General features: G+C 30.1%; 24 protein-coding genes and 3 tRNA genes. 22 read left to right on the plus strand and 5 right to left on the minus strand.

What is annotated here, in order from left to right; translation table 11 throughout:
* Positions 1-56 precede the first annotated feature (56 nt).
* From ACTTAV_RS03805 to ACTTAV_RS03825, 5 genes are all read left to right on the plus strand, one after another.
* Complete coding sequence (locus tag ACTTAV_RS03805) at positions 57-671, plus strand: TRAP transporter small permease subunit (RefSeq protein ID WP_440670311.1); 615 nt, start codon at positions 57-59, stop codon at positions 669-671.
* Positions 668-2,002 carry a TRAP transporter large permease gene (locus ACTTAV_RS03810; RefSeq protein WP_440670313.1) on the plus strand — a complete coding sequence of 445 codons (1,335 nt, stop codon included), beginning with the start codon at positions 668-670 and terminating at the stop codon, positions 2,000-2,002. Before ACTTAV_RS03805 ends, ACTTAV_RS03810 begins: the two co-directional genes overlap by 4 nt.
* 25 nt (positions 2,003-2,027) lie before the next feature.
* Complete coding sequence (locus ACTTAV_RS03815) at positions 2,028-3,485, plus strand: cytosine permease (RefSeq protein WP_440670315.1); 1,458 nt, start codon at positions 2,028-2,030, stop codon at positions 3,483-3,485.
* A 4-nt stretch (positions 3,486-3,489) separates the two neighbouring features.
* Positions 3,490-4,242, plus strand: coding sequence for an SDR family NAD(P)-dependent oxidoreductase (locus ACTTAV_RS03820; protein WP_440670316.1), 753 nt, complete (start codon positions 3,490-3,492; stop codon positions 4,240-4,242).
* A 220-nt stretch (positions 4,243-4,462) separates the two neighbouring features.
* Positions 4,463-5,113, plus strand: coding sequence for a DUF3047 domain-containing protein (locus tag ACTTAV_RS03825; RefSeq protein WP_440670317.1), 651 nt, complete (start codon positions 4,463-4,465; stop codon positions 5,111-5,113).
* On the opposite strand, the gene ACTTAV_RS03830 is transcribed toward ACTTAV_RS03825, so the two are convergent.
* Complete coding sequence (locus ACTTAV_RS03830) at positions 5,114-5,254, minus strand: hypothetical protein (RefSeq protein ID WP_440670318.1); 141 nt, start codon at positions 5,252-5,254, stop codon at positions 5,114-5,116.
* A 57-nt stretch (positions 5,255-5,311) separates the two neighbouring features.
* Between ACTTAV_RS03830 and ACTTAV_RS03835 the strand changes: the two genes are divergently transcribed.
* Positions 5,312-5,734, plus strand: coding sequence for a YbgC/FadM family acyl-CoA thioesterase (locus tag ACTTAV_RS03835; RefSeq protein ID WP_440670320.1), 423 nt, complete (start codon positions 5,312-5,314; stop codon positions 5,732-5,734).
* Here the strand turns inward: ACTTAV_RS03835 and ACTTAV_RS03840 are convergent.
* The gene (locus tag ACTTAV_RS03840) at positions 5,724-6,404 is read right to left on the minus strand and encodes a uracil-DNA glycosylase (RefSeq protein ID WP_440670321.1); all 681 of its coding nucleotides are present in this window, start codon (positions 6,402-6,404) and stop codon (positions 5,724-5,726) included. The genes ACTTAV_RS03835 and ACTTAV_RS03840 overlap by 11 nt on opposite strands.
* Before the next feature lie 2 nt (positions 6,405-6,406).
* On the opposite strand from ACTTAV_RS03840, the gene ACTTAV_RS03845 reads away from it, so the two are divergent.
* Complete coding sequence (locus ACTTAV_RS03845) at positions 6,407-6,964, plus strand: histidine phosphatase family protein (protein WP_440670323.1); 558 nt, start codon at positions 6,407-6,409, stop codon at positions 6,962-6,964.
* Positions 6,965-6,970: 6 nt separating this feature from the next.
* Complete coding sequence (locus ACTTAV_RS03850) at positions 6,971-7,096, plus strand: hypothetical protein (RefSeq protein ID WP_440670325.1); 126 nt, start codon at positions 6,971-6,973, stop codon at positions 7,094-7,096.
* Here ACTTAV_RS03850 and ACTTAV_RS03855 read toward each other — a convergent pair.
* From ACTTAV_RS03855 to ACTTAV_RS03865, 3 genes are read right to left on the minus strand one after another with little or no spacing between them, the layout of a single operon-like run.
* Complete coding sequence (locus ACTTAV_RS03855; protein WP_440670327.1) at positions 7,093-7,515, minus strand: hypothetical protein; 423 nt, start codon at positions 7,513-7,515, stop codon at positions 7,093-7,095. The two genes, ACTTAV_RS03850 and ACTTAV_RS03855, sit on opposite strands and share 4 nt — an antisense overlap.
* Positions 7,502-7,672, minus strand: a complete 171-nt coding sequence (locus tag ACTTAV_RS03860) for a hypothetical protein (RefSeq protein WP_440670329.1) — start codon at positions 7,670-7,672, stop codon at positions 7,502-7,504. Before ACTTAV_RS03860 ends, ACTTAV_RS03855 begins: the two co-directional genes overlap by 14 nt.
* On the minus strand, positions 7,665-7,916 hold the full coding sequence (locus tag ACTTAV_RS03865) for a DUF1289 domain-containing protein (RefSeq protein ID WP_440670331.1): 252 nt from the start codon (positions 7,914-7,916) through the stop codon (positions 7,665-7,667). The genes ACTTAV_RS03860 and ACTTAV_RS03865 overlap by 8 nt, the downstream gene beginning before the upstream one ends.
* A gap of 89 nt (positions 7,917-8,005) precedes the next feature.
* Here ACTTAV_RS03865 and ACTTAV_RS03870 point away from each other — a divergent pair.
* The 14 genes from ACTTAV_RS03870 (at position 8,006) to nuoG (ending at position 20,928) form a co-directional block, all read left to right on the plus strand.
* Positions 8,006-8,090: transfer RNA gene (locus tag ACTTAV_RS03870), tRNA-Leu, on the plus strand.
* A 10-nt stretch (positions 8,091-8,100) separates the two neighbouring features.
* Complete coding sequence (gene tig, locus ACTTAV_RS03875; RefSeq protein ID WP_440670333.1) at positions 8,101-9,534, plus strand: trigger factor; 1,434 nt, start codon at positions 8,101-8,103, stop codon at positions 9,532-9,534.
* A gap of 32 nt (positions 9,535-9,566) precedes the next feature.
* Positions 9,567-10,178, plus strand: coding sequence for an ATP-dependent Clp endopeptidase proteolytic subunit ClpP (clpP, locus tag ACTTAV_RS03880; RefSeq protein ID WP_440670335.1), 612 nt, complete (start codon positions 9,567-9,569; stop codon positions 10,176-10,178).
* An 89-nt stretch (positions 10,179-10,267) separates the two neighbouring features.
* Positions 10,268-11,536 carry an ATP-dependent Clp protease ATP-binding subunit ClpX gene (gene clpX, locus ACTTAV_RS03885; RefSeq protein ID WP_440670337.1) on the plus strand — a complete coding sequence of 423 codons (1,269 nt, stop codon included), beginning with the start codon at positions 10,268-10,270 and terminating at the stop codon, positions 11,534-11,536.
* 61 nt (positions 11,537-11,597) lie between these two features.
* Positions 11,598-13,976: an endopeptidase La gene (gene lon / locus ACTTAV_RS03890; RefSeq protein ID WP_440670339.1), complete on the plus strand. Its 2,379-nt coding sequence runs from the start codon at positions 11,598-11,600 to the stop codon at positions 13,974-13,976.
* 50 nt (positions 13,977-14,026) lie between these two features.
* Positions 14,027-14,102 (plus strand) — tRNA-Val (locus ACTTAV_RS03895).
* A 14-nt stretch (positions 14,103-14,116) separates the two neighbouring features.
* Positions 14,117-14,193 (plus strand) — tRNA-Asp (locus tag ACTTAV_RS03900).
* 124 nt (positions 14,194-14,317) lie between these two features.
* A complete protein-coding gene (locus ACTTAV_RS03905) occupies positions 14,318-14,686 on the plus strand; it encodes an NADH-quinone oxidoreductase subunit A (RefSeq protein ID WP_440670340.1) in 369 nt (122 codons plus the stop codon).
* A gap of 8 nt (positions 14,687-14,694) precedes the next feature.
* Positions 14,695-15,210 (plus strand): NuoB/complex I 20 kDa subunit family protein, encoded by a 516-nt coding sequence (locus tag ACTTAV_RS03910; RefSeq protein ID WP_440670342.1) that lies wholly within the window; start codon positions 14,695-14,697, stop codon positions 15,208-15,210.
* Position 15,211: 1 nt separating this feature from the next.
* The gene (locus tag ACTTAV_RS03915) at positions 15,212-15,817 is read left to right on the plus strand and encodes an NADH-quinone oxidoreductase subunit C (RefSeq protein WP_440670343.1); all 606 of its coding nucleotides are present in this window, start codon (positions 15,212-15,214) and stop codon (positions 15,815-15,817) included.
* Positions 15,801-16,976 (plus strand): NADH-quinone oxidoreductase subunit D, encoded by a 1,176-nt coding sequence (locus ACTTAV_RS03920; RefSeq protein ID WP_440670345.1) that lies wholly within the window; start codon positions 15,801-15,803, stop codon positions 16,974-16,976. Before ACTTAV_RS03915 ends, ACTTAV_RS03920 begins: the two co-directional genes overlap by 17 nt.
* Complete coding sequence (gene nuoE / locus ACTTAV_RS03925) at positions 16,973-17,581, plus strand: NADH-quinone oxidoreductase subunit NuoE (RefSeq protein WP_440670346.1); 609 nt, start codon at positions 16,973-16,975, stop codon at positions 17,579-17,581. Before ACTTAV_RS03920 ends, nuoE begins: the two co-directional genes overlap by 4 nt.
* Positions 17,574-18,902, plus strand: a complete 1,329-nt coding sequence (gene nuoF, locus ACTTAV_RS03930) for an NADH-quinone oxidoreductase subunit NuoF (RefSeq protein ID WP_440670348.1) — start codon at positions 17,574-17,576, stop codon at positions 18,900-18,902. Before nuoE ends, nuoF begins: the two co-directional genes overlap by 8 nt.
* A complete protein-coding gene (gene nuoG / locus ACTTAV_RS03935) occupies positions 18,895-20,928 on the plus strand; it encodes an NADH-quinone oxidoreductase subunit NuoG (RefSeq protein WP_440670350.1) in 2,034 nt (677 codons plus the stop codon). Before nuoF ends, nuoG begins: the two co-directional genes overlap by 8 nt.
* Positions 20,929-20,930 lie beyond the last annotated feature (2 nt).

A 20,930-nucleotide genomic window follows, 5' to 3' on the forward strand; every position in this document is an offset into this window, starting at 1 on the left:
TGATTTTATTAGAGCGGACTTTTACAGTCCGCTCTAATTTTTTTAACTAGAATTTTATGGCAGACGAACCAGGTAAACTTGATATATCAGATGAAATGATTGCCGAAAGGCGAGGTGGTTCGGGAAAAATGCCTGAAGACATGCCATCATGGATGGCCAAATCTATCATCAATATTGATAAGTTTAGTAAATGGATTGGCAATATTGTTTGCTGGATATTGATGCCATTAATTTTTGCAATGACTTATGAAGTTCTTGCAAGAAAACTTTTTTTAGCTCCAACCATTTGGGCTTATGATATTAGTCGTTTTTTATACGGTGCATTGTTTATGTTAGGAGCAGGCTATGCTCTTTCAAGAGGAGTACATATTAGAGCAGATTTTTTATACAGAAATTTTAAAATTAAAAACCAAGGTCTCATAGATTTTTGGTTATACCTTTTATTTTACTTCCCCGGATTAATTGTTTTTCTTTATATGACAATTGGTTTTGTAGGTGAGTCCATACAAAGAGGTGAAAGAGGAATGGATACTACTTGGATGCCATATATGTGGCCAATTAAAACTTGTTTATTAATTGGTATTATATTTTTGCTTATTCAAGGTGTTTCTGAATTATTTAAAAGTTATTGGGCTGCAAAAAAAGGTGAGTGGCCAGGAGAAGATAAATGATAGCTGAGTTTATAGACCCAGCAATTCTAGGTTTTATTCTTGTTGGCGTAATGCTTTTTGCGATTTTTGTAGGATTTCCAATTTCATTTACATTAATATTTTTAGGTTTTGTATTTGGCTATCTTGGATTTGGAAAATTAGTTTTCTATTTAATGACGCTCCAATTTTCTATGGTCATGACGGAGCAAACACTCGCCGCCGTCCCACTCTTTGTTTTTATGGGAATTATGATGGAACAAGCTGGATTAATGGAAAGATTATTTTCAGCATTTCAAATGATGCTCGCAAAAGTAAAAGGTTCTTTATATTATGCAGTTTTATTTGTTTCAGTGATATTTGCTGCAGCAACAGGAATTGTGGGTGCTTCTGTAACAATTCTTGGAATTATGGCTGCAAAATCAATGAATAGATCGGGTTATGATGTCAAACTTGCTGCAGGAACAATTACTGCAGGTGGAACTTTAGGAATATTAATTCCTCCAAGTATTATGCTTGTTGTAATGGGTCCAATAATGGAAATTCCAGTTATAGATTTATTTGCAGCAGCAATTCTTCCGGGAATTCTCCTAGCAAGTTTATACGCTGGTTACACAACAATTAGATGTATGATTAATCCAAAATTAGGTCCAGTTCTTCCAGAGGAAATGAGAGCTGCAAGCATGAAAGATGTTTGGGTTGAATTTTTCTTAGGGTTAGTGCCACCAGCAGCCTTAGTCTTTGCTGCACTTGGAAGTATTTTATTTGGATTTGCTACACCAACAGAAGCAGCAGGTTGTGGTGCAATGGGTGCTTTGCTTCTTTCATTAGCTTACAAAAAATTAACTCTTCCTAAATTACAGGAAGCGTTAGTAAAAACTTTAGAAATTACTGCTCTGATAATGGTTTTAGTTGCAGCCTCAAATTTCTTCGGTGCTGTTTTTGCAAGATTAGGAACACCAACTTTATTAACAGAATTTTTATTAGGCTTAGAAATGAATAAGTACTTAATCCTTGCAATGATAATGGTAATGATATTTTTATTAGGGTGGCCTTTGGAGTGGGTCCCAATCGTAATGATTATTGTACCAATAATCTTACCTTTGGTAGAAGCTTTAGGGTTTAATTTGACTTGGTTTGCAATATTGGTGGCGGTGAATTTACAGACCGCCTGGCTTTCTCCTCCAGTCGCACTTTCTGCATATTTTTTAAAGGGTGTTGTGCCAGAATGGGACCTTAAAGATATATATTATGGAATGATGCAATTTATGGTCTTACAAGTTATTGGTCTGATTTTAATTATTATATTTCCAAAAATTGCACTTTGGCTACCAACTCTCTTATATGGACAGTAGAAAGTTTAAGTTCTATATTAGTTAAGTGAGTCAGCAAAAATCAAAAAAAACATTAATAAATTGGGATTTAGTATCTGTAAATCCAAATGATAAAAATTGGGACTGGAAAGATTTATTTTGTTTTTGGGGAGTAAATATTCAAAGCCTAATTGGTTTTTCACTAATTGCCTCTCTTTATTTAATCTACGACATGAATTCATTAGTTGTATTTTTTGGAACATTAATTGGTTCTTTGCTAGTTTATTTTTTTTCTAATTGGATTGGTAAACCTTCTCAAAAGTTTGGATTACCTTTTGTAGTTTTATTAAGATCCTCATTAGGAATCAATGGAGCAAAATTTTTTGGTTTGTTGAGAAGTGTAGTTGGGATTTTTATATTTGGGGTTCAAACTTACTTTTTATCAAAAGCTATAGTTTATTTAATCAGAATAGGAATATTCACTTATGATCCATCTTTATTAGATAAAGAAATTTTTTTAACATTTTTTCTTGGACTTAACGTTATTGATTGGTTTTCTGTTGTAATAACAATTGTTATTCAGGGCTTTTTATTTAGCTCTGGAATGCTTTTTAATAAAAAGATAATAAAATTTTCAGCATTAAGTGTTTATTTTGGAATAATTATTTTTTTCTTTTCAGTATTACTTAATGACGTCAAAGTTTCTTCGAATGCTTTTGTTTCATTTTTAGATTACAATAATTTTTTAGATAAAAGCAATGTTGCTCCATTAATAACTGTTGCAGGAACAACATTTACATTTTTTTCTATAATAATATTAAGTTACGGTGATTTTTCTCGTTATGTAAAGGATGAGAGTCAGCTAAAAAAAGGAAACCTAAGTTTATTATTAAATTTAATCCTATTTTCAATTTTTACTTTATTCATTGTGACTGGAGCAGATGCTTTTCTAAAACAAGATCCTGAAAATTTAAATAGAATCCTTACAAACCCTAATGATATAATTGGGAAATTAGATAACTTACTAGTTATAATTTTAGCTTTAATTTTTATTGTAATCGCTTCTGCATCCACAAATCTAATCGCAAATTTTATTCCTTCTCAATACACATTGATTAATCTTATACCTTCATCACTTTCACTAAAAAGTTCTAGCTTTATAATAGTTGTTTTGGGTTTTTTAGTATCAATTTTTTGGTTAACTTATTTTAGTCAAATTGGAGCATTATCTTATATAGATACTATCAGTGCTTTTTTTGGACCGTTATTTGGTTTAATTATTGCTGATTTCTATATGATAAGAAAAGGAAACATTAATAATAAGGATATTTATTCACTTGAGAGTAATGGCACCTATTATTATTCAGGTGGCTGGCATTTAAAAGGAGTTTATGCTTTGTTTTTGGGATTTATTTTTTCAGCCTCTACAATTTGGAACTCTAATTTAATGTTTCTTCAATCTTATTCTTGGATAATTGGGGCTATTGTTTCTTATTTTGTTTATTATCTTTTAGCTAAAGAGTAATTAAATGGATAGAATTGAATTCGATTTTAAGGATAGAACAGCTGTAGTCACAGGTGGCGCTCAAGGTTTTGGCCTAGATATTGCTAAAAGATTTTTACAGTCTGGAGCAAAAGTAATTATCTGGGATATCGATCCTAAAATGATTGAAAAAGCCCACAAAGATTTGGATAATCCCAATTTAAGTTCAAATATTATTGATGTTTCAAATTATAAAGAGGTTGAGGACTGCGTTAACGAAATTACAAAAAAAAACAACATTGACATATTAATAAATAACGCTGGTATCACTGGTCCAACAGCTACATTGTGGGAATATGACCTTGAAATGTGGAAAAAGGTTGTTGATATAAATTTAATGGGAACTTTTAATTGCTGCAGAACAATTGTACCAAATATGATCAAAAATAATTATGGAAGAATAGTTAATGTGGCATCAGTTGCTGGCAAAGATGGAAATGCAAATGCAAGCGCTTATAGTGTTGGGAAAGCTGGAGCTATAGGATTAACAAAATCCTTGGGTAAAGAGCTTGCCGATAAGAATATAGCTGTAAATGCAGTCACCCCAGCAGGAGCAAAAACAAGAATTTTAGATCAAATGACCAAAGAACATGTGCAAAGGATGTTGTCAAAAGTGCCTAGAGGAAGATTTTTAGAAGTTGAAGAGTTTACCTCTCTAGTTTGTTGGCTTTCTTCAGAGGAAAATACTTTCTCTACAGCTGCTGTTTTTGATATTAGTGGTGGTCGTTCAACTTATTAACTACGAGGTTTTAGCTCAATTATTTTAGCGTTATTTGTCTTAGCTCTACTCATTTTTACATCTTTAGACATAACTGGTGCAAAAATCATGATTGACCAGTAAATTAATAGTATAAAAATGGAAATTGTCTTCATAATTTAGATTTAGATACAAAAGTTGATTTTTGGATGTTTAAATTTTGTCAAAATAATGTATTAAGAATTTTTTTAAAAAATTTTACATGAACTTTATTTTTAAAATCCTACTTACTATCTTTACATTGACTGTTTTTAGTCATGCAAATGATGTAAAAGTATTTGAATTTACTGATACTGAATTATCTCAATTAGAGGTTAGAAAGGTAAGAGGGGCTGACAACAATACTGTATATACAGTCGGATCAAATGAAAATGGCAATTTTTTAAAAGCTGTAGCTGATAATGCTGCTTCAGGATTAGGCAAAGAGGTAAAAATTGATCTTAACAAAACACCTTTCATTAACATTACATGGAAAATTGAAAAGGACTTATCAGGTATTAAGGAAAATACCAAAAAAGGACATGATTTTGCTGCTAGAGTTTTTGCAGTTAAAAAAACAGGTGCAACACCACTTTCAAATAGAGCGATAAATTATGTTTTTTCAAGTAATAATGAAATTGGTTATAATTCACCAAGTCCTTACACTAAAAAATCAATAGATAATGTTTTATCAACTACTATAGATAATTTAAATGAATGGGTCACAGTCAAAGCCAATGTAAAAGAGGACTTCAAAAAATTTCATGATCTTGACGTAAATGAATTAGATGGATTAGCCATTATGTCTGATACTGATAATTCAGAGATGAAAGCTATAGCTTATTTTCAAAATATTTACTTTTCTGAGAAATAATTAGAGTTTTAAGTATTTTTTTAAAAAGATATTAAATAGGGCCAAAATTACAGCAACCAAAACATCTTCAAAAGGGCTAGCTTCAGGATAACCAAAGTTCCAAGCAATTACCATTATCAACCAAATAACAAAAATATTCATAAAAATCTTTATACCTTAGATTCTGTAAAATAATTAATTATTTGATATAATTTACTTATGCATGATAACTTTTTTCATAAACTTAAAGTATATTATGAAGATACAGATTCTGGTGGAGTAGTTTATTACGCCAATTATTTAAAATATTTAGAAAGAGCAAGGACTGAAGCTTTATTTTCAATTAATTATAGTAATAAAAAAATTTTGGATACGTTCAAGTTACTCATAATTGTTAAGTCTTGTAATATTGAGTATAAAAAATCAGCTCATCTAGAAGATGAATTGACAGTTAGATCTTTTGTTAAATCGATAACTAAAACATCTTTTTTTATGAATCAAATAATATCAAGAGAAGATGAAATTATTGTTGAGGCGCAAGTTCATTTAGTTTTTGTTAATAATGAAGGCAAACCAGTTAAGATACCAGAGGAAATATATTCTAAATTTAAACCTTATTTCTGTGACACTATTAAAACTTAGAGAGTTTTTTTGCTTTTTTAAATAATAGATTAATCATTTGAGGGGTAATAACTCCTGTATTAACATTTCTTGGACTTGGATGATAACAAGGTATCAAAATTTTATTATCAGGTAATAAGTATTTTTTTCCATGTTTAAATTTAAAATTCATATTTATATTGAAATTTTTTTTATAGATTTTTAAGCAATTATCAAAAGCAACTTTTCCTAATGCCACAATTACTTTAACTTTTTTAAGATAATCTAATTCTCTAATAAAATAAGTTGAACAATTAATTAATTCATTATTAAGAGGTTTATCTCCTGGTGGCACACATTTTAAAATATTTGTTATGTATGTAAATTTTAAGATTAGACCATCATTTTTATTATCAGAAAAATTTTGATTAGATATTTTAAGTTTATAAAGACTTTTAAAAAGAAAATCTCCAGATTTATCTCCAGTAAATGCCCTTCCAGTTCTCGTACCTCCATGAGCTGCAGGTGCCAATCCTATAATCATTAGTTTTGCATTAGTATCTCCAAAACCTGTAACGGGTTTACCCCAATATTTTTCATTTATATTTTTTTTTCTTTTTTCTAAAGATATTTTTTTTATAAATTGAGTTAATCGAGGACATTTTTTGCATTTAATTATTGTTTTATTTAATTTTTTTAATTTAATGTTCATTAATGAAATTATTAAAATTTATATTAATTATATTTATAACTTTAACAATTGAAATCAAAGCAGATTCCAATGATGAACTTATAGATAATCTTAAATCAGGAGGTCATCTTATTTTTATAAGACATGCATATGCTCCTGGTGGTGGAGACCCAGATAATTTTGACATCAATGATTGTTCTAAACAAAGAAATCTTAATGACTTAGGGAGGGAGCAATCTAATAAAATTGGAAATTTTTTTAAAAGGAATCAAATTCCTATTGATTTAGTTATTTCAAGTGAATGGTGTAGATGTAAAGAAACAGCCTCAATTGCATTTAAGAATTTCGAAACAAAAAATTTTTTAAATTCATTTTATAGTGCAAAATTTGAAAAAAATAGAAAATCACAAATGAAAAACTTAAAAAAGTACGTGGATAGTTGGAATAAAAATAAAAATCTAGTTTTTGTTACTCATTATGTGGTGATTTTAGAAGCTCTTGATTATGCACCAAACTCAGGTGAGATAGTAATTGCAGATACAAAATTTAAAAAGATAGGTAATATAGAAATAGATTATTAAAAAATTATGTCATCAAAAAGAGCCATGAAGCAAGCACAAAAACAAGCTTATGCAAAGCATAGAAGTAATATTACCAATAATCGATTTGGAAAAAAAAATAAAAACTTTATAAAGAAAAACAAAAAAAATTAACTTTCATTTTCAAATTTTTCTATTTTTTTACAGGTTGAAATCTTTGAAAAGCCCTCTTGGTCATTCAAAACAGTTTTCATAAAAACTTCTTTTTTACCTTTTTCAAATTGAATTTGAGTGTAAAATTGAGGGTATCCATGTTTATGAGTTAGAATTTTTCCATTTTCCTCATAGATATTTCTAATATAAGTATTTGACTTTTTAACACTTAGATCGGTGAGCCTGTATTTTTGATATGTCTTTTCTTTGTAGATATAATTTCTGGTCATTATTAATTCATTAAGATTGAGAATGTATTCATTTTTTAAGAATTCATCCTGCTTATCATCACATAAGCTCATAATTATTATTTCTGACTTTAAATTTTGAAAGGGTAAAAAGATAAAAATTATAAGAATTATAAATTTAATTTCTTTCATTCTTTTCAGCAAAAAATAAACCTATTAAAAGTAAAGCTGTCCAACCAATCCCGAGTAAAGCTTTAGGGCTTGTTTCTGCACTCCAAATATCAAGCACTAGAGCACCAAATACTAGTCCTAAAATATATATAATTATTATTAATGTTGATTTACTCATTTTTTAAGTTTTTTTTAAATAAAGAAATACCATTTTCAATTTTATATGTATAGGATTCTTCAAAACTTTCTAGTTGCCAACCTGTTAATCTTTTTTTAATAACTTCAATATTTCCTTTTTTCCATTGATCAGAAGTATTCTCAAGTTTCCAAATTTTTTTTTCCTCATTATTTCTTCCACAACCATAACAATAGCCAGTTTTAGGATCAGTTTTACAAATACTTATACAAGGTGAAATAATCATATTTATTAATATAGAGTAAAATTAATATAATTTGCAACAATTGTCGTTGGACAAATAGTTTCAATAATATATAAACCTTTTGAATTTGTGGGGCGATGGCGGAATTGGTAGACGCGTCGGTCTTAGGAACCGATAGAGCAATCTGTGAAGGTTCGAGTCCTTTTCGCCCTACCATAAATATATTATGAAAGTTACTGTAGAAAATAAAAAAGGTCTCAATAAAGATCTAAAAGTATTCATAGATAAAAAAACTATGAATTCATATATGGATGAAAAATATGAAGAGATCAAAGGCACAGTAAATCTAAAAGGTTTTAGACCAGGAAAGGTCCCTAAAGAAATTTTAAAAAGACAATTTGGTAAAGCTGTTTTTAGTGAGGTGCTAGATAAAGTTTTGAAAGACTCAACGACTAAAGCTTTACAAGAAAATAAAATCAAGCCAGCTGGACAACCAAAATTAGATCTTAAAACTTATGGTGAAGATAAAGATCTTGAATATACAATTTCAGTGACCGAACTTCCTAAAGTTGAAATAAAATCAATTGAAAATATTAAATTTGATGAATACTCAGTAAAAATTGATGACAATGAAGCAGAAAAAAGAATTAAAGAAATTGCAAAAAATCAACCAAGCTTTAAAGAAGCAACAGAAGACACTAAAGCAAAAGAGGGTGATCTAGTATCTTTTGATTACAATGCAACTATTGACGATAAACCTTTTAAAGGTGGAGAAGGAAAAAATACTCAGTTAACATTAGGTAAAGATTTATTTTTAAAAGGTTTTGACAAACAATTGATAGGTGTAAAAAAAGGTGATGAAAAATTAGTTGAAGCAACTTTACCTGAAAATTTTCCAGAAAAAGAATTAATAAATAAAAAAGCAAAATTTAATTGTAAAATTTTGACAATTAAAAATCCTGAAGAAACAAAAATCGATGATGATTTTGCAAAAAATCTTGGTGCTAAAGACTTAAAAGATTTAAAATCATTAATATCAAAACAAATAAATGATGAATATAAAAATTCATTAGATCGACTCTCTAAAAACCAAATCTTAAAAGAAATTGAAAAATTTAAAATATCTGAAATACCAGAAAACTTAATTGATGAAGAGGTTAAAATTCTATCACAAGGCATGTCAGATGAAGATGCAAAAAAAAGCAGAAAGAATTTTGAGGAAATTGCAAAAAAAAGAATTAAAGTTGGTTTGGTGTTAAATGAATTTGGAGAACAAAATCAAATAAAAGTTACAGAGCAAGAATTGCAAGCTGAAGTTCAAAAGCAAATCAGAATGATGCCAGGCCAAGAACAAATGGTCATGGATTTTTATAAAAAAAATCCTTCAGCTCTTTCAAGTTTAAGAGGAACAGTTTATGAAGAAAAAATATTAAAACTTGTTAAAGAAAAAGCAAAAGGTAATAAAAAAGAAATTTCCAAAGATGAAGCGGAGAAAATTTTAAAACAATCTCAAAATCAAGAACATAACCATGATCATAATCATGATAAAAAACCTAAAAAAAAGGTTGAGACAAAAAAATCAGAATCTAATAAAACTAAAGTAAAATCGTCTAAAACCAAATCACCAGCCAAAAAATCAAAAAAAGTTAGCAAAAAGTAATCTCAAGTTGTATAAGTAAGACGAATCAACTTATGACAAATAAAATTTCTGAATTTATGAGTACTTTAGTACCAATGGTTGTTGAGCAATCCAGTAAAGGAGAGCGGGCTTACGACATATACTCAAGATTATTAAAAGAGAGAATAATTTTTTTAACCGGACAAATTAATGATAACGTAGCTTCTCTAGTTACTGCACAACTTTTATTTTTAGAAGCAGAAGATCCAAAAAAAGAAATTTATTTATATATCAATAGCCCAGGTGGATTAGTTACAGCTGGTCTTGGTATTTATGACACAATGCAATATGTTAAACCTGATATTTCTACTTTATGCATTGGTCAAGCTGCATCAATGGGTTCGTTTTTACTTTCAGCAGGAACTAAAGGAAAAAGATTTTCATTGCCTAATTCAAGAATAATGGTTCATCAACCATCAGCTGGTTTTCAAGGACAGGCTACTGATATAGAAATTCATGCAAATGAAGTTTTGTCATTAAAGAAACGATTAAATGAAATCTATTCAAAACACACTGGTAAATCAGTTGATGAAATAAAGTCAGCCTTAGAAAGAGATAATTTTATGACTGCTGATGCCGCAAAATCTTTTGGACTAATAGATCAAGTAGTAGAAAAAAGATCTTAAAACACAATATATTGAAGTTAACATATTAGAAACTTGATTAGTATGAGTCACTTATAATAAAGTATTGTAATTGATTCGTTTTAAATATTATGAACACTAATAATAAAAATATTCTTTACTGCTCTTTCTGTGGAAAGAGTCAACATGAGGTTAGGAAGCTTATAGCTGGTCCAACGGTTTTTATCTGTGATGAATGTGTTGAACTTTGCATGGACATTATTAAAGAAGAAAGCAAGGACACTTTTGTTAAACATCAGGATGGTTTACCATCACCAAAAGAAATTTGCTCAGTTTTAGATGATTATGTAATTGGTCAATCGCATGCCAAAAAAGTTTTATCTGTTGCAGTTCATAATCATTACAAAAGATTAAATTATGAAAACAAAACTAGTAAAAATGTTGAATTGGCAAAATCAAATATTCTTTTAGTTGGTCCAACTGGATGTGGAAAAACATTATTAGCACAAACTCTTGCAAGAATTTTAGATGTCCCTTTTACAATGGCAGACGCAACTACTTTAACAGAAGCTGGTTATGTTGGTGAAGATGTTGAAAATATAATTTTAAAATTATTACAAGCAGCTGATTATAATGTTGAAAAAGCACAAAGAGGTATTGTTTATATAGATGAAGTTGACAAAATAAGTAGAAAATCTGAAAACCCATCAATTACTAGAGATGTTTCAGGTGAGGGTGTTCAGCAAGCTTTATTAAAAATTATGGAAGGTACAATTGCAAGTGTGCCTCCTCAAGGTGGAAGAAAGCACCCACAACAAGAATTTTTGCAAGTTGATACTACAAATATTTTATTTATTTGTGGAGGAGCTTTTGCTGGTCTAGATAAAATTATATCACAAAGAGACAAAGGCACATCTATTGGGTTTGGCGCTGATGTTAAAAACACACAAGATAAAAAAACCGGCGAATGGATGAAAGGTTTAGAGCCAGAAGATTTGTTGAGATATGGTTTGATACCAGAATTTATTGGGAGATTACCAATGATAGCTACATTAGAGGATTTAGATGAAAAATCTTTAATAAAAATACTACAAGAACCAAAAAATTCTCTAACTAAACAATACCAAGAATTATTTAAATTAGATGGTGCTAAATTAACTTTTAAAGAAAACGCTTTAAAAGAGATTGCTCAAAAAGCAATTAGAAAAAAAACAGGTGCCAGAGGCTTGAGGTCAATTTTAGAAAATATTTTACTTAAAACTATGTATGATTTACCTAGCCAAGAAAATATTGAAGAAGTCATTGTAGATGCATCTTCGGTAAAAGGGCATTCTCAGCCAATAATAGTTCACTCAAAAACGGACAATAAGTCCAAACCGAACAAGACAACAGCGGCTTAATATCCTTAATAAACCAGAAAAAGGTATTGCAATATAAATTATAATATCCATATTCTAACCTATGGACGTCAAAATTTCTTTACCTTTACTTCCACTAAGAGATATTGTGGTTTTTCCAAGTATGGTTATTCCACTTTTTGTAGGGAGGGATAAATCAATTTCAGCTTTAAACGAGGTGATGAAGAAAGATAAAAAAATTATCTTAGTCACGCAAAAAAATTCTGAGATTGATGATCCAAAAAAGACAGACATTTTCATGTATGGTTGCGAAGGTAGCATACTTCAGCTTTTGAAATTACCTGATGGCACTGTTAAAGTTTTAGTTGAAGGTATTAAAAGAGTAAAAATTTTAGATTTTAAAGATAATGACAAATTTATAATGTGTGATTTTACACCTTATAATGATGAAGTTGCCAAAAATGAGGATTTATACCCTCTTGCTGTAACTGCAGTCAGAAGATTAGAAAAACTTACATCGATTAACAAAAAAATTTCAAACGAAACTATTAGTTCAATTAAAGAATTAAAAGATCCTTCTCAAATTGCAGATAATATTGCGTCACACATAACTGCAACAATTTCAGAAAAACAACAGATTTTTGAAACGGTAGATGTAAAGAAAAGATTAAATGCAATTATCAAAATAATGGAAAATGAAACAAGTATAATTGGAGTTGAAAAAAGAATTAGGGGTAGAGTTAAAACACAAATGGAGAAAACTCAAAGAGAATACTATTTAAATGAACAATTAAAAGCTATTCAAAAAGAGTTAGGAGAAATTGAGGATGGCAAAGATGAAAGCACTAGTTTAAATAAAGCTATATTAAAAGCTAAAATGCCAAAAGAAGTAGAGAAAAAATGTTTACAAGAATTAAAAAAATTAAAAAACATGAGTCCAATGTCTGCTGAAGCAACAGTTGTTAGAAATTACTTAGATTGGATGACAGAGCTTCCATGGCACAAAAAGAGTGCAGTTGATATTGATTTAAAAAAAGCTTTAGAGGTACTTGATAAAGATCATTTTGGTTTAGAGAAAGTTAAAGAGAGAATAATTGAATTTCTTGCAGTTCAAAAGAGAATGGAAAAAATTAAAGGTCCAATTTTATGTTTAGTTGGTCCCCCAGGAGTTGGGAAAACATCTTTAGGAAAATCAATTGCAAAAGCCACTAATAGAGAATTTGTTAGAATGTCAGTTGGTGGTATGAGAGATGAAGCAGAAATCAGAGGACATAGAAGAACTTATATCGGATCTTTGCCAGGCAAAATAATTCAAATGATGAAAAAAGCTGGCACAAAAAATCCACTTATATTGTTAGATGAAATTGACAAAATTGGAAATGATTATCGAGGAGATCCATCATCAGCACTATTAGAAGCATTGGATCCAGAACAAAACACAACTTTTAATGATCACTATCTTGAAGTTGATTATGATTTGTCTGACGTTATGTTTGTTACTACAGCTAATACATTAAATATTCTTCCACCTTTACTAGACAGAATGGAAGTCATTAGATTGGCTGGCTATACCGAGGATGAAAAAATAAACATTGCTAATAAATATTTGTTACCCAAACAAATAAAAGATAATGGTGTAAAAGAAAATGAAATGAATTTACATGATGATATTATTCAGGAAATTATTAGAAGTTACACAAAAGAGTCAGGAGTAAGAAATTTAGAAAGAGAAATTTCAAAAGTTGCTAGAAAAGTTGTAAAAAAGGTTGTTTCAGGTGAAGAAATGGAAGTTAAGATCAATAAAGAAAATTTATCTGATTTTTTAGGAGTTCCAAAATTTAAGTCTGGCGAACTTGAAACAGAAAACAGAATAGGAATAGTGACAGGTCTTGCTTGGACTGAATATGGCGGAGAAATTTTAAAAATTGAAACTGCTACAATGCCAGGAAAAGGAAGAATGCAAATTACTGGAAAACTTGGTGATGTGATGCAGGAGTCTGTTAAAGCTGCTAAATCTTTTGTTAGATCTAAGTGTTTAGAATATGGAATAATTCCGCCATTATTTGAAAAAAAAGATTTTCACATTCACGTCCCTGAAGGAGCAACACCAAAAGATGGCCCTTCAGCGGGAATAGGTATGGTAACTTCAATTGTTTCATCAATTACCAATATCCCTGTAAAACGAGATGTTGCGATGACTGGAGAAGTTACTTTAACTGGACAAGTACTTCCAATTGGAGGTTTAAAAGAAAAATTGATTGCAGCTCATAGAGCTGGAATAAAAGAAGTTTTAATTCCTAAAGAAAATGAAAAAGATTTAGTTGATATGCCAAAAAAAATAATTGACGAAATTAAAATTACACCAGTTGAATATGCTGATGAAGTTTTAAAAATTGCATTAACAAAAGAACTTAAAAAGACAGAATGGGTTGAGGTCGACATGTCTAAAAATGACGATAAATCTCAAGCTAGTATTCAATAATAATCAATTTACATTATCTAAACGTTGATGTATTAGTAAACATCTTTTTGGGGCGGTTAGCTCAGTTGGTAGAGCATCTCGTTTACACCGAGGGGGTCAAAGGTTCGAGTCCTTTACTGCCCACCAAAAAGTTTTGAAGTGGGGGTGTAGCTCAGTTGGTTAGAGCGATCGCCTGTCACGCGATAGGTCGAGGGTTCGAGTCCCTTCACTCCCGCCACTTAGAAAATTAATCAAAAACTTCTAATTTAATGATGATAATTATTATCAATTCTACTGTATATTTCGAATAATGTGACTTATCTACACTTCATCATGCTAGAAAAAATGATATATATTCCAGCATGACAGCTGATTTTTTAAAAGAGTATTTACCTATAATTTTATTCCTTATTATTGCTTTAGGTTTAAGTTGTGCGTTTATTTTAATTAACTTTATTTTATCCCCAAAAAATCCAGATCCTGAAAAATTATCCGCATATGAATGTGGATTTGAACCTTTTGAGGACTCCAGAATGGAATTTGATGTTAGATTTTATTTAGTAGCAATATTGTTTATTATATTTGATCTTGAAATAGCATTTTTATTTCCTTGGGCAGTTTCATTAGGAAAAATTGGAATTTTAGGTTTTATATCAATGATGATTTTTTTATTCATACTCACTGTAGGATTTATTTATGAATGGAAAAAAGGTGCTTTAGATTGGGAATAAAAAATTCAATGAATAATAAATTAGATCAAGTTCCTGAGGAGTTTAAACAATTAGCTGAGGACTTTAGTAAAAATGGTTTTATAACTACCTCTTTAGATAATTTAATAAACTGGTCTAGATCGGGATCCTTACATTGGATGACTTTTGGACTTGCGTGCTGTGCAGTTGAAATGATGCAAACTGCAATGCCAAGATATGATCTTGAAAGATTTGGAGCTGCACCTAGAGGATCACCAAGACAATCTGATGTAATGATTGTTGCAGGCACCTTAACTAATAAAATGGCACCCGCTTTAAGAAAGGTTTATGACCAGATGCCAGAACCAAGATATGTTATTTCAATGGGTAGTTGTGCAAATGGTGGTGGCTATTATCATTATTCTTACTCAGTTGTAAGAGGTTGTGATCGTATAGTACCTGTAGATATTTATGTACCTGGATGTCCGCCGTCAGCAGAAGCGCTACTATATGGGATAATGCAACTACAAAAAAAGATTAGAAATAAAGGATCACTAAATAGATAAGATGAAAAATTTAATCGATCTAGAGAAGAAAATTAATTCTGAACTTGGTACTAAAATAAATAATACTTTAATTAAACATAATCAAATTTATGTAGAAATTGATAAAGAAGATTTAATTGATGTAACTTTGTTTATTAAAACAAATAAAGATACAAAATTTAGACAGCTAATTGATATAACTGTTGTAGATTATCCTGAGGAAACACAACGTTTTAAAATTGTTTATTTATTTCTAAGTCATGAATTTAATCAAAGAATGATCTTGAGTTATAAAATAAATGAAAATGAAGTTATTTCATCTCTTACATCAATTTTTCCCTCTGCCAATTGGATGGAAAGAGAAGTCTTTGATATGTATGGAGTGAATTTTAAAGACCATCCAGATTTAAGAAGAATTCTTACAGATTATGGTTTTGAAGGCCATCCATTGAGAAAAGATTTTCCTTTAACTGGACACACTGAAGTCAGATATAGTGAAGAACAAAAAAAAGTTGTCAACGAACCAGTAAAATTAGAACAAAATTATAGAAATTTTGATTACGAAAGTCCTTGGGAAGGAACAAAATATATTAAAGAACAATCAGAAAATAATGACAAAAAAAATTAAGAATTTAAATTTAAATTTTGGACCACAGCACCCTGCTGCTCATGGAGTTTTAAGACTTATATTGGAGTTAGATGGTGAAGTTGTTGAAAAAGCAGATCCACATATTGGTTTGTTACATCGAGGAACAGAAAAACTCATTGAAAACAAAACATATATGCAAGCAGTTCCTTATTTTGATCGTCTTGATTATGTGGCTCCAATGAATCAAGAACATGCTTTTGCTTTAGCTATAGAAAAAATACTAGAGATAGATGTCCCAATTAGAGCACAATATATCAGAGTTATGTTTTGTGAAATTGGCAGAATCTTAAGTCATATTCTTAATGTAACAACACAAGCTTTGGATGTTGGAGCTTTAACACCTTCTTTGTGGGGATTTGAGGAAAGAGAAACATTAATGACCTTTTATGAAAGAGCGTCAGGATCAAGACTACATGCAAATTATTTTAGAGCTGGTGGTGTTCATCAAGATTTACCAGCAGGTTTAGAAACAGATATTGGAAAATTTTGTGAAACTTTTCCAAAAATAATAAATGATTTAGAAAATTTATTGACTGACAATAGAATATTTAAACAAAGAAATGTTGATATTGGTATTGTTTCAAAAGAGGATGCCCTAGATTATTCTTTCAGTGGAGTGATGATTAGAGGCTCTGGTGTTCCTTGGGATTTAAGAAAATCACAACCTTATGATTGTTACGATCAATTAGAATTCAAAATACCTGTAGGCAAAAATGGTGATTGCTATGATAGATATTTATGTAGAATTGAAGAAATGAAAGAAAGTGTTTCGATTATCAAACAATGCCTAGCAAAAATGGAAAAAGGTCCAATAAAAACTTTTGATGGAAAAATATCTCCACCACCAAAAAAAGATATAAAACAATCAATGGAAGCTTTGATACATCATTTTAAATTATTCACTGAAGGATACCGTGTTCCTAAAGATGAAATATATACAGCAGTAGAGGCTCCAAAAGGTGAGTTTGGTGTATATTTGATTTCTGATGGTTCAAGTAAACCTTATAAATGTAAAATTAGGGCGCCAGGTTTCTCTCATTTACAATCTATGGATTATTTAATCAAAGGTCATATGCTTGCAGACGTTCCTGCAGTCCTTGGCTCTTTAGATATAGTTTTTGGGGAGGTTGATAGATGAGTTTAAGAAGACCAGCAAAAGACCAACCAGAAAACTTTGAGTTTAATTCATCTTCATTAGAGGCAGCTAAAAATATTGTTGCCAAATATCCCGAAGGTAAACAACAAAGTGCAGTAATGGCATTGCTTTATATAGCTCAAAGACAAAATAATAATTGGATACCTCTTGCAGCAATGAAGTATATCGCAAAGTTTTTAGATATGCCTTACATAAAGGTTTATGAAGTTGCCACATTTTATACAATGTATAATTTGTCCCCTGTTGGAAAATATTTTGTACAAGTTTGCACTACAACACCATGTATGATTAGAGGTGCTAACAAATTGGTTGAAGCATGTAAGGAAAAGATTTCAGAAAATGAAACTGAACTAAATATTGATAAAAGTTGCTCATGGATGGAAGTTGAGTGTTTAGGAGCTTGTGTAAATGCTCCTATGATGCAAATTAATGATGATTATTATGAGGATTTAGACAAAGAAAAAACTTTAAAAATTTTAGATAAAATTTTAAAAGGTGAAACACCTAAACCAGGTTCTTACAGAGGAAGAAAAAATAATGAACCTGAAAATAATCGAAAAACGCTTTTGGATGTAAAAAATGCTTAAAGATCAAGATAGAATATTTAAAAACTTATATAACGACCTAGGATCAGATGTAGCTTCGTCTCAAAAAAGAGGCGATTGGGTAAATACTAAAAACATCACTGACAAAGGTAGAGATTGGATCATTAATGAAATTAAAGACTCACAACTGAGGGGTAGGGGTGGAGCAGGATTTCCAACAGGTTTAAAATGGTCTTTTGCACCTAAAGAAATTGGATCTAGACCTCATTACTTAGTGATAAATGGAGATGAGTCAGAACCAGGAACATGTAAAGATAGAGATATATTAAGATTTGAACCACATAAATTAATCGAAGGATGTTTGATAGCTTCTTATGCTATTCAAGCACACGTTTGTTATATTTATATAAGAGGTGAATATTTTGTTGATGGACAAAAACTTCAAGCTGCAATTGATGAGGCTTATGAAAAAAAATTGATTGGTAAAAACGCAGCCGGAACTGGTTGGGATTTAGATATTTATATCCATTATGGAGCAGGGGCTTATATTTGCGGTGAAGAAACAGCTTTACTTGAAAGTATAGAAGGAAAAAAAGGTCAACCAAGATTAAAACCACCTTTTCCGGCATTAATAGGTCTTTATGGATGTCCTACAATAATTAACAATGTTGAAACTATAGCTGTAGTTCCAACAATTCTTAGAAGAGGTGGTAAATGGTTTGCTTCTTTAGGTAGAGAAAAAAATACTGGTACAAAAATTTTTTGTATTTCTGGCAATGTAAATAATCCATGTAATGTTGAAGAAGAAATGAATATACCTTTAAAAGAGTTAATAGAATTCCACGCTGGAGGAGTTATTGGTGGATGGGACAATTTACAAGCAGTTATACCTGGTGGATCGTCAATGCCATTAATCCCAAAAGAAAAATGTGAAACTTTAACAATGGATTTTGACTCTTTAATAGCTGAAAAAAGTGGATTAGGAACAGCTGGGGTAGTCGTCATTAATAAAGATCAAGATATTATTAAATGTATGGCTAGAATTGCAAGGTTTTATAAACATGAGAGTTGTGGACAATGTACTCCTTGTAGAGAAGGTTCAGGATGGATGTGGAGAATGCTTGAAAGAATGGCAAAAGGTGAGGCGTCACAAGATGAAGTTGAAATGTTGGGTGATGTAACAAAACAAATTGAAGGTCATACTATTTGTGCTTTTGGTGAGGGATCATCCTGGCCAGTTCAGGGTTTATTAAGACATTTTAAAGATGAAATTAAAAGAAGAAATAAATTTGATCCAATCGTAAAAGAGAATAAAAATATTCCCTATTTAGTGGATCAGCACTTACTAGATAAAAATGCTTAAATTAAAAGTAAATGATATCGACGTTGAAGTTGAAGAAGGACTAACAGTTCTTCAAGCTTGTGAAAAAGCAGGAGCTGAAATACCAAGGTTTTGTTATCATGAAAAGTTATCCATAGCTGGTAATTGTAGAATGTGTCTAGTAGAAATGGAAAAATCTCCCAAACCAATTGCCTCATGTGCAATGCCTGCCGCAGATGGAATGGTTATAAAAACAAATACTCCAAAAATAGAAAAATCTAGAAAAGGTGTTATGGAATTTTTATTAGCAAATCACCCATTGGATTGTCCTGTTTGTGACCAAGGAGGTGAATGTGATCTTCAAGATCAGTCAATGTTTTATGGAATAGATAAATCAAGATTTAAAGAAAATAAAAGAGCAGTGCCTGATAAGAATATGGGTCCTTTGATCAAAACTCAAATGACAAGATGTATTCATTGCACAAGATGTGTAAGATTCGCTACAGAGGTTGCAGGTGTTCCTGAGTTAGGTGCTATTGGAAGAGGTGAAGACATGCAAATTACTACATATCTTGAACAATCTGTACAATCCGAATTGTCAGGAAATGTTATTGATCTTTGTCCAGTTGGAGCCCTAACTTCAAAACCTTATGTTTTTGAAGCTAGACCTTGGGAGTTAAAAAAAACAGAAACCATAGATGTAATGGATGCAGTTGGATCAAACATTAGGGTAGACACATACGATTGGGAGGTAAAGAGAATTTTGCCAATTATTAATGAAGATATTAATGAAGAATGGATTTCTGACAAAACACGATATGCATGTGATGGCTTATTAAACCAAAGATTAGACACACCATATGTAAAATATAATAATAAATTTGAAAAAGCTTCATGGGATGAAGTTTACAAAATTATTAAGTCAAAAATAGAAAATACAAATAAAGAAAAAATATGTGGTTTTGTTGGAGATCTCATAAATATGGAGGCAAGTTTTATTTTTAAAGAATTTTTAGAGAGAACAATTGATACAAAAAAATATGAATCTAGAGCAGTTAAAAATTTTATTAACAGTGAATTACGTGAAAATTATCTATTTAATTCTTCAATAAATGGAATCGAAGAATCTGATTTAATTTTATTAATAGGAGCAAATCCAAGATATGAAGCAACAATGGTTAATGCAAGAATTCGAAAAGCTTATGTGAATAATAACACAAAAATAATTTCATTAAACAACGTTGGAGACTTAACTTATAATTATGAAAGTTTGGATGGAAAAACACAAACCATTAAGAATATTGCTGAAAATACAAATGATATTTCAAAATTAATCATAGACTCCAAAAAACCCATGGTTATATTCGGTGAATCCTTTTTTAATATTAAATCAGCAAAATATTTATTTAATTTATTTAAAGATTTTTTATTTAAAAATAACAAAATAACAGATGATTGGAATCCAGTAAATGTTTTATCTGTAGATGCAGCAACTGTTGGAAGTTATGATTTAGATATAATTGATTCAGATAATAAACTCATAGATGATTTAAAAGAAAATAAATTTGAAATTGTTTATTTACTTGGACAAGATAATTTGAATTTTAAAAAAAAAAATGAATTTGTAATCTATCAAGGAAGTCATGGAGATAAAGGAGCAGAGATTGCAGACCTAATTCTACCAGGTGCTGCATTTACTGAACAGTCTGGACATTATACGAATTTAGAGGGTAAAATTCAAAAAGCTTACAAGGCATCATATCCCCCAGGTGATGCAAAAGAAGATTGGCAAATAATAAATGATCTTGCTGAAGTAATGAATAATAGAAAACTTTTTAATGATAAAGATGAACTTGAAAGTAGTATGTTTAATTATTTGAAACTTAAAAAAGAAAAAAATATACCCAATTTAACAAACAAGATAGAGCAAAATGATTTTGAAAATGAACACTTGATTGTAAAATTTAGAGATTATTATTTTTCTAATGTAGTTGCTCGTTCATCAAAAACTATGGTTGAATGTAACAACTCAAAAATAAATTTTAAAAAAACTGGTACAGAAGGTTAACT

Origin of the sequence: Candidatus Pelagibacter sp. HIMB1483, from assembly GCF_052048135.1 — a bacterium.
In the GTDB taxonomy this organism is placed as follows: domain Bacteria; phylum Pseudomonadota; class Alphaproteobacteria; order Pelagibacterales; family Pelagibacteraceae; genus Pelagibacter.

Coding starts and splice junctions, on each gene's coding strand:
- ACTTAV_RS03820 (WP_440670316.1), top strand. CDS start 3,490: ATGGATAGAATTGAATTCGATTTTAAGGATAGAACAGCTGTAGTCACA.
- ACTTAV_RS03835 (WP_440670320.1), top strand. CDS start 5,312: ATGCATGATAACTTTTTTCATAAACTTAAAGTATATTATGAAGATACA.
- ACTTAV_RS03910 (WP_440670342.1), top strand. CDS start 14,695: ATGAATAATAAATTAGATCAAGTTCCTGAGGAGTTTAAACAATTAGCT.
- ACTTAV_RS03850 (WP_440670325.1), top strand. CDS start 6,971: ATGTCATCAAAAAGAGCCATGAAGCAAGCACAAAAACAAGCTTATGCA.
- ACTTAV_RS03830 (WP_440670318.1), bottom strand. CDS start 5,254: ATGAATATTTTTGTTATTTGGTTGATAATGGTAATTGCTTGGAACTTT.
- ACTTAV_RS03915 (WP_440670343.1), top strand. CDS start 15,212: ATGAAAAATTTAATCGATCTAGAGAAGAAAATTAATTCTGAACTTGGT.
- clpP (WP_440670335.1), top strand. CDS start 9,567: ATGACAAATAAAATTTCTGAATTTATGAGTACTTTAGTACCAATGGTT.
- ACTTAV_RS03845 (WP_440670323.1), top strand. CDS start 6,407: ATGAAATTATTAAAATTTATATTAATTATATTTATAACTTTAACAATT.
- ACTTAV_RS03920 (WP_440670345.1), top strand. CDS start 15,801: ATGACAAAAAAAATTAAGAATTTAAATTTAAATTTTGGACCACAGCAC.
- ACTTAV_RS03865 (WP_440670331.1), bottom strand. CDS start 7,916: ATGATTATTTCACCTTGTATAAGTATTTGTAAAACTGATCCTAAAACT.
- ACTTAV_RS03905 (WP_440670340.1), top strand. CDS start 14,318: ATGACAGCTGATTTTTTAAAAGAGTATTTACCTATAATTTTATTCCTT.
- ACTTAV_RS03810 (WP_440670313.1), top strand. CDS start 668: ATGATAGCTGAGTTTATAGACCCAGCAATTCTAGGTTTTATTCTTGTT.
- tig (WP_440670333.1), top strand. CDS start 8,101: ATGAAAGTTACTGTAGAAAATAAAAAAGGTCTCAATAAAGATCTAAAA.
- nuoE (WP_440670346.1), top strand. CDS start 16,973: ATGAGTTTAAGAAGACCAGCAAAAGACCAACCAGAAAACTTTGAGTTT.
- lon (WP_440670339.1), top strand. CDS start 11,598: ATGGACGTCAAAATTTCTTTACCTTTACTTCCACTAAGAGATATTGTG.
- ACTTAV_RS03825 (WP_440670317.1), top strand. CDS start 4,463: ATGAACTTTATTTTTAAAATCCTACTTACTATCTTTACATTGACTGTT.
- nuoF (WP_440670348.1), top strand. CDS start 17,574: ATGCTTAAAGATCAAGATAGAATATTTAAAAACTTATATAACGACCTA.
- ACTTAV_RS03840 (WP_440670321.1), bottom strand. CDS start 6,404: ATGAACATTAAATTAAAAAAATTAAATAAAACAATAATTAAATGCAAA.
- nuoG (WP_440670350.1), top strand. CDS start 18,895: ATGCTTAAATTAAAAGTAAATGATATCGACGTTGAAGTTGAAGAAGGA.
- clpX (WP_440670337.1), top strand. CDS start 10,268: ATGAACACTAATAATAAAAATATTCTTTACTGCTCTTTCTGTGGAAAG.
- ACTTAV_RS03860 (WP_440670329.1), bottom strand. CDS start 7,672: ATGAGTAAATCAACATTAATAATAATTATATATATTTTAGGACTAGTA.
- ACTTAV_RS03805 (WP_440670311.1), top strand. CDS start 57: ATGGCAGACGAACCAGGTAAACTTGATATATCAGATGAAATGATTGCC.
- ACTTAV_RS03855 (WP_440670327.1), bottom strand. CDS start 7,515: ATGAAAGAAATTAAATTTATAATTCTTATAATTTTTATCTTTTTACCC.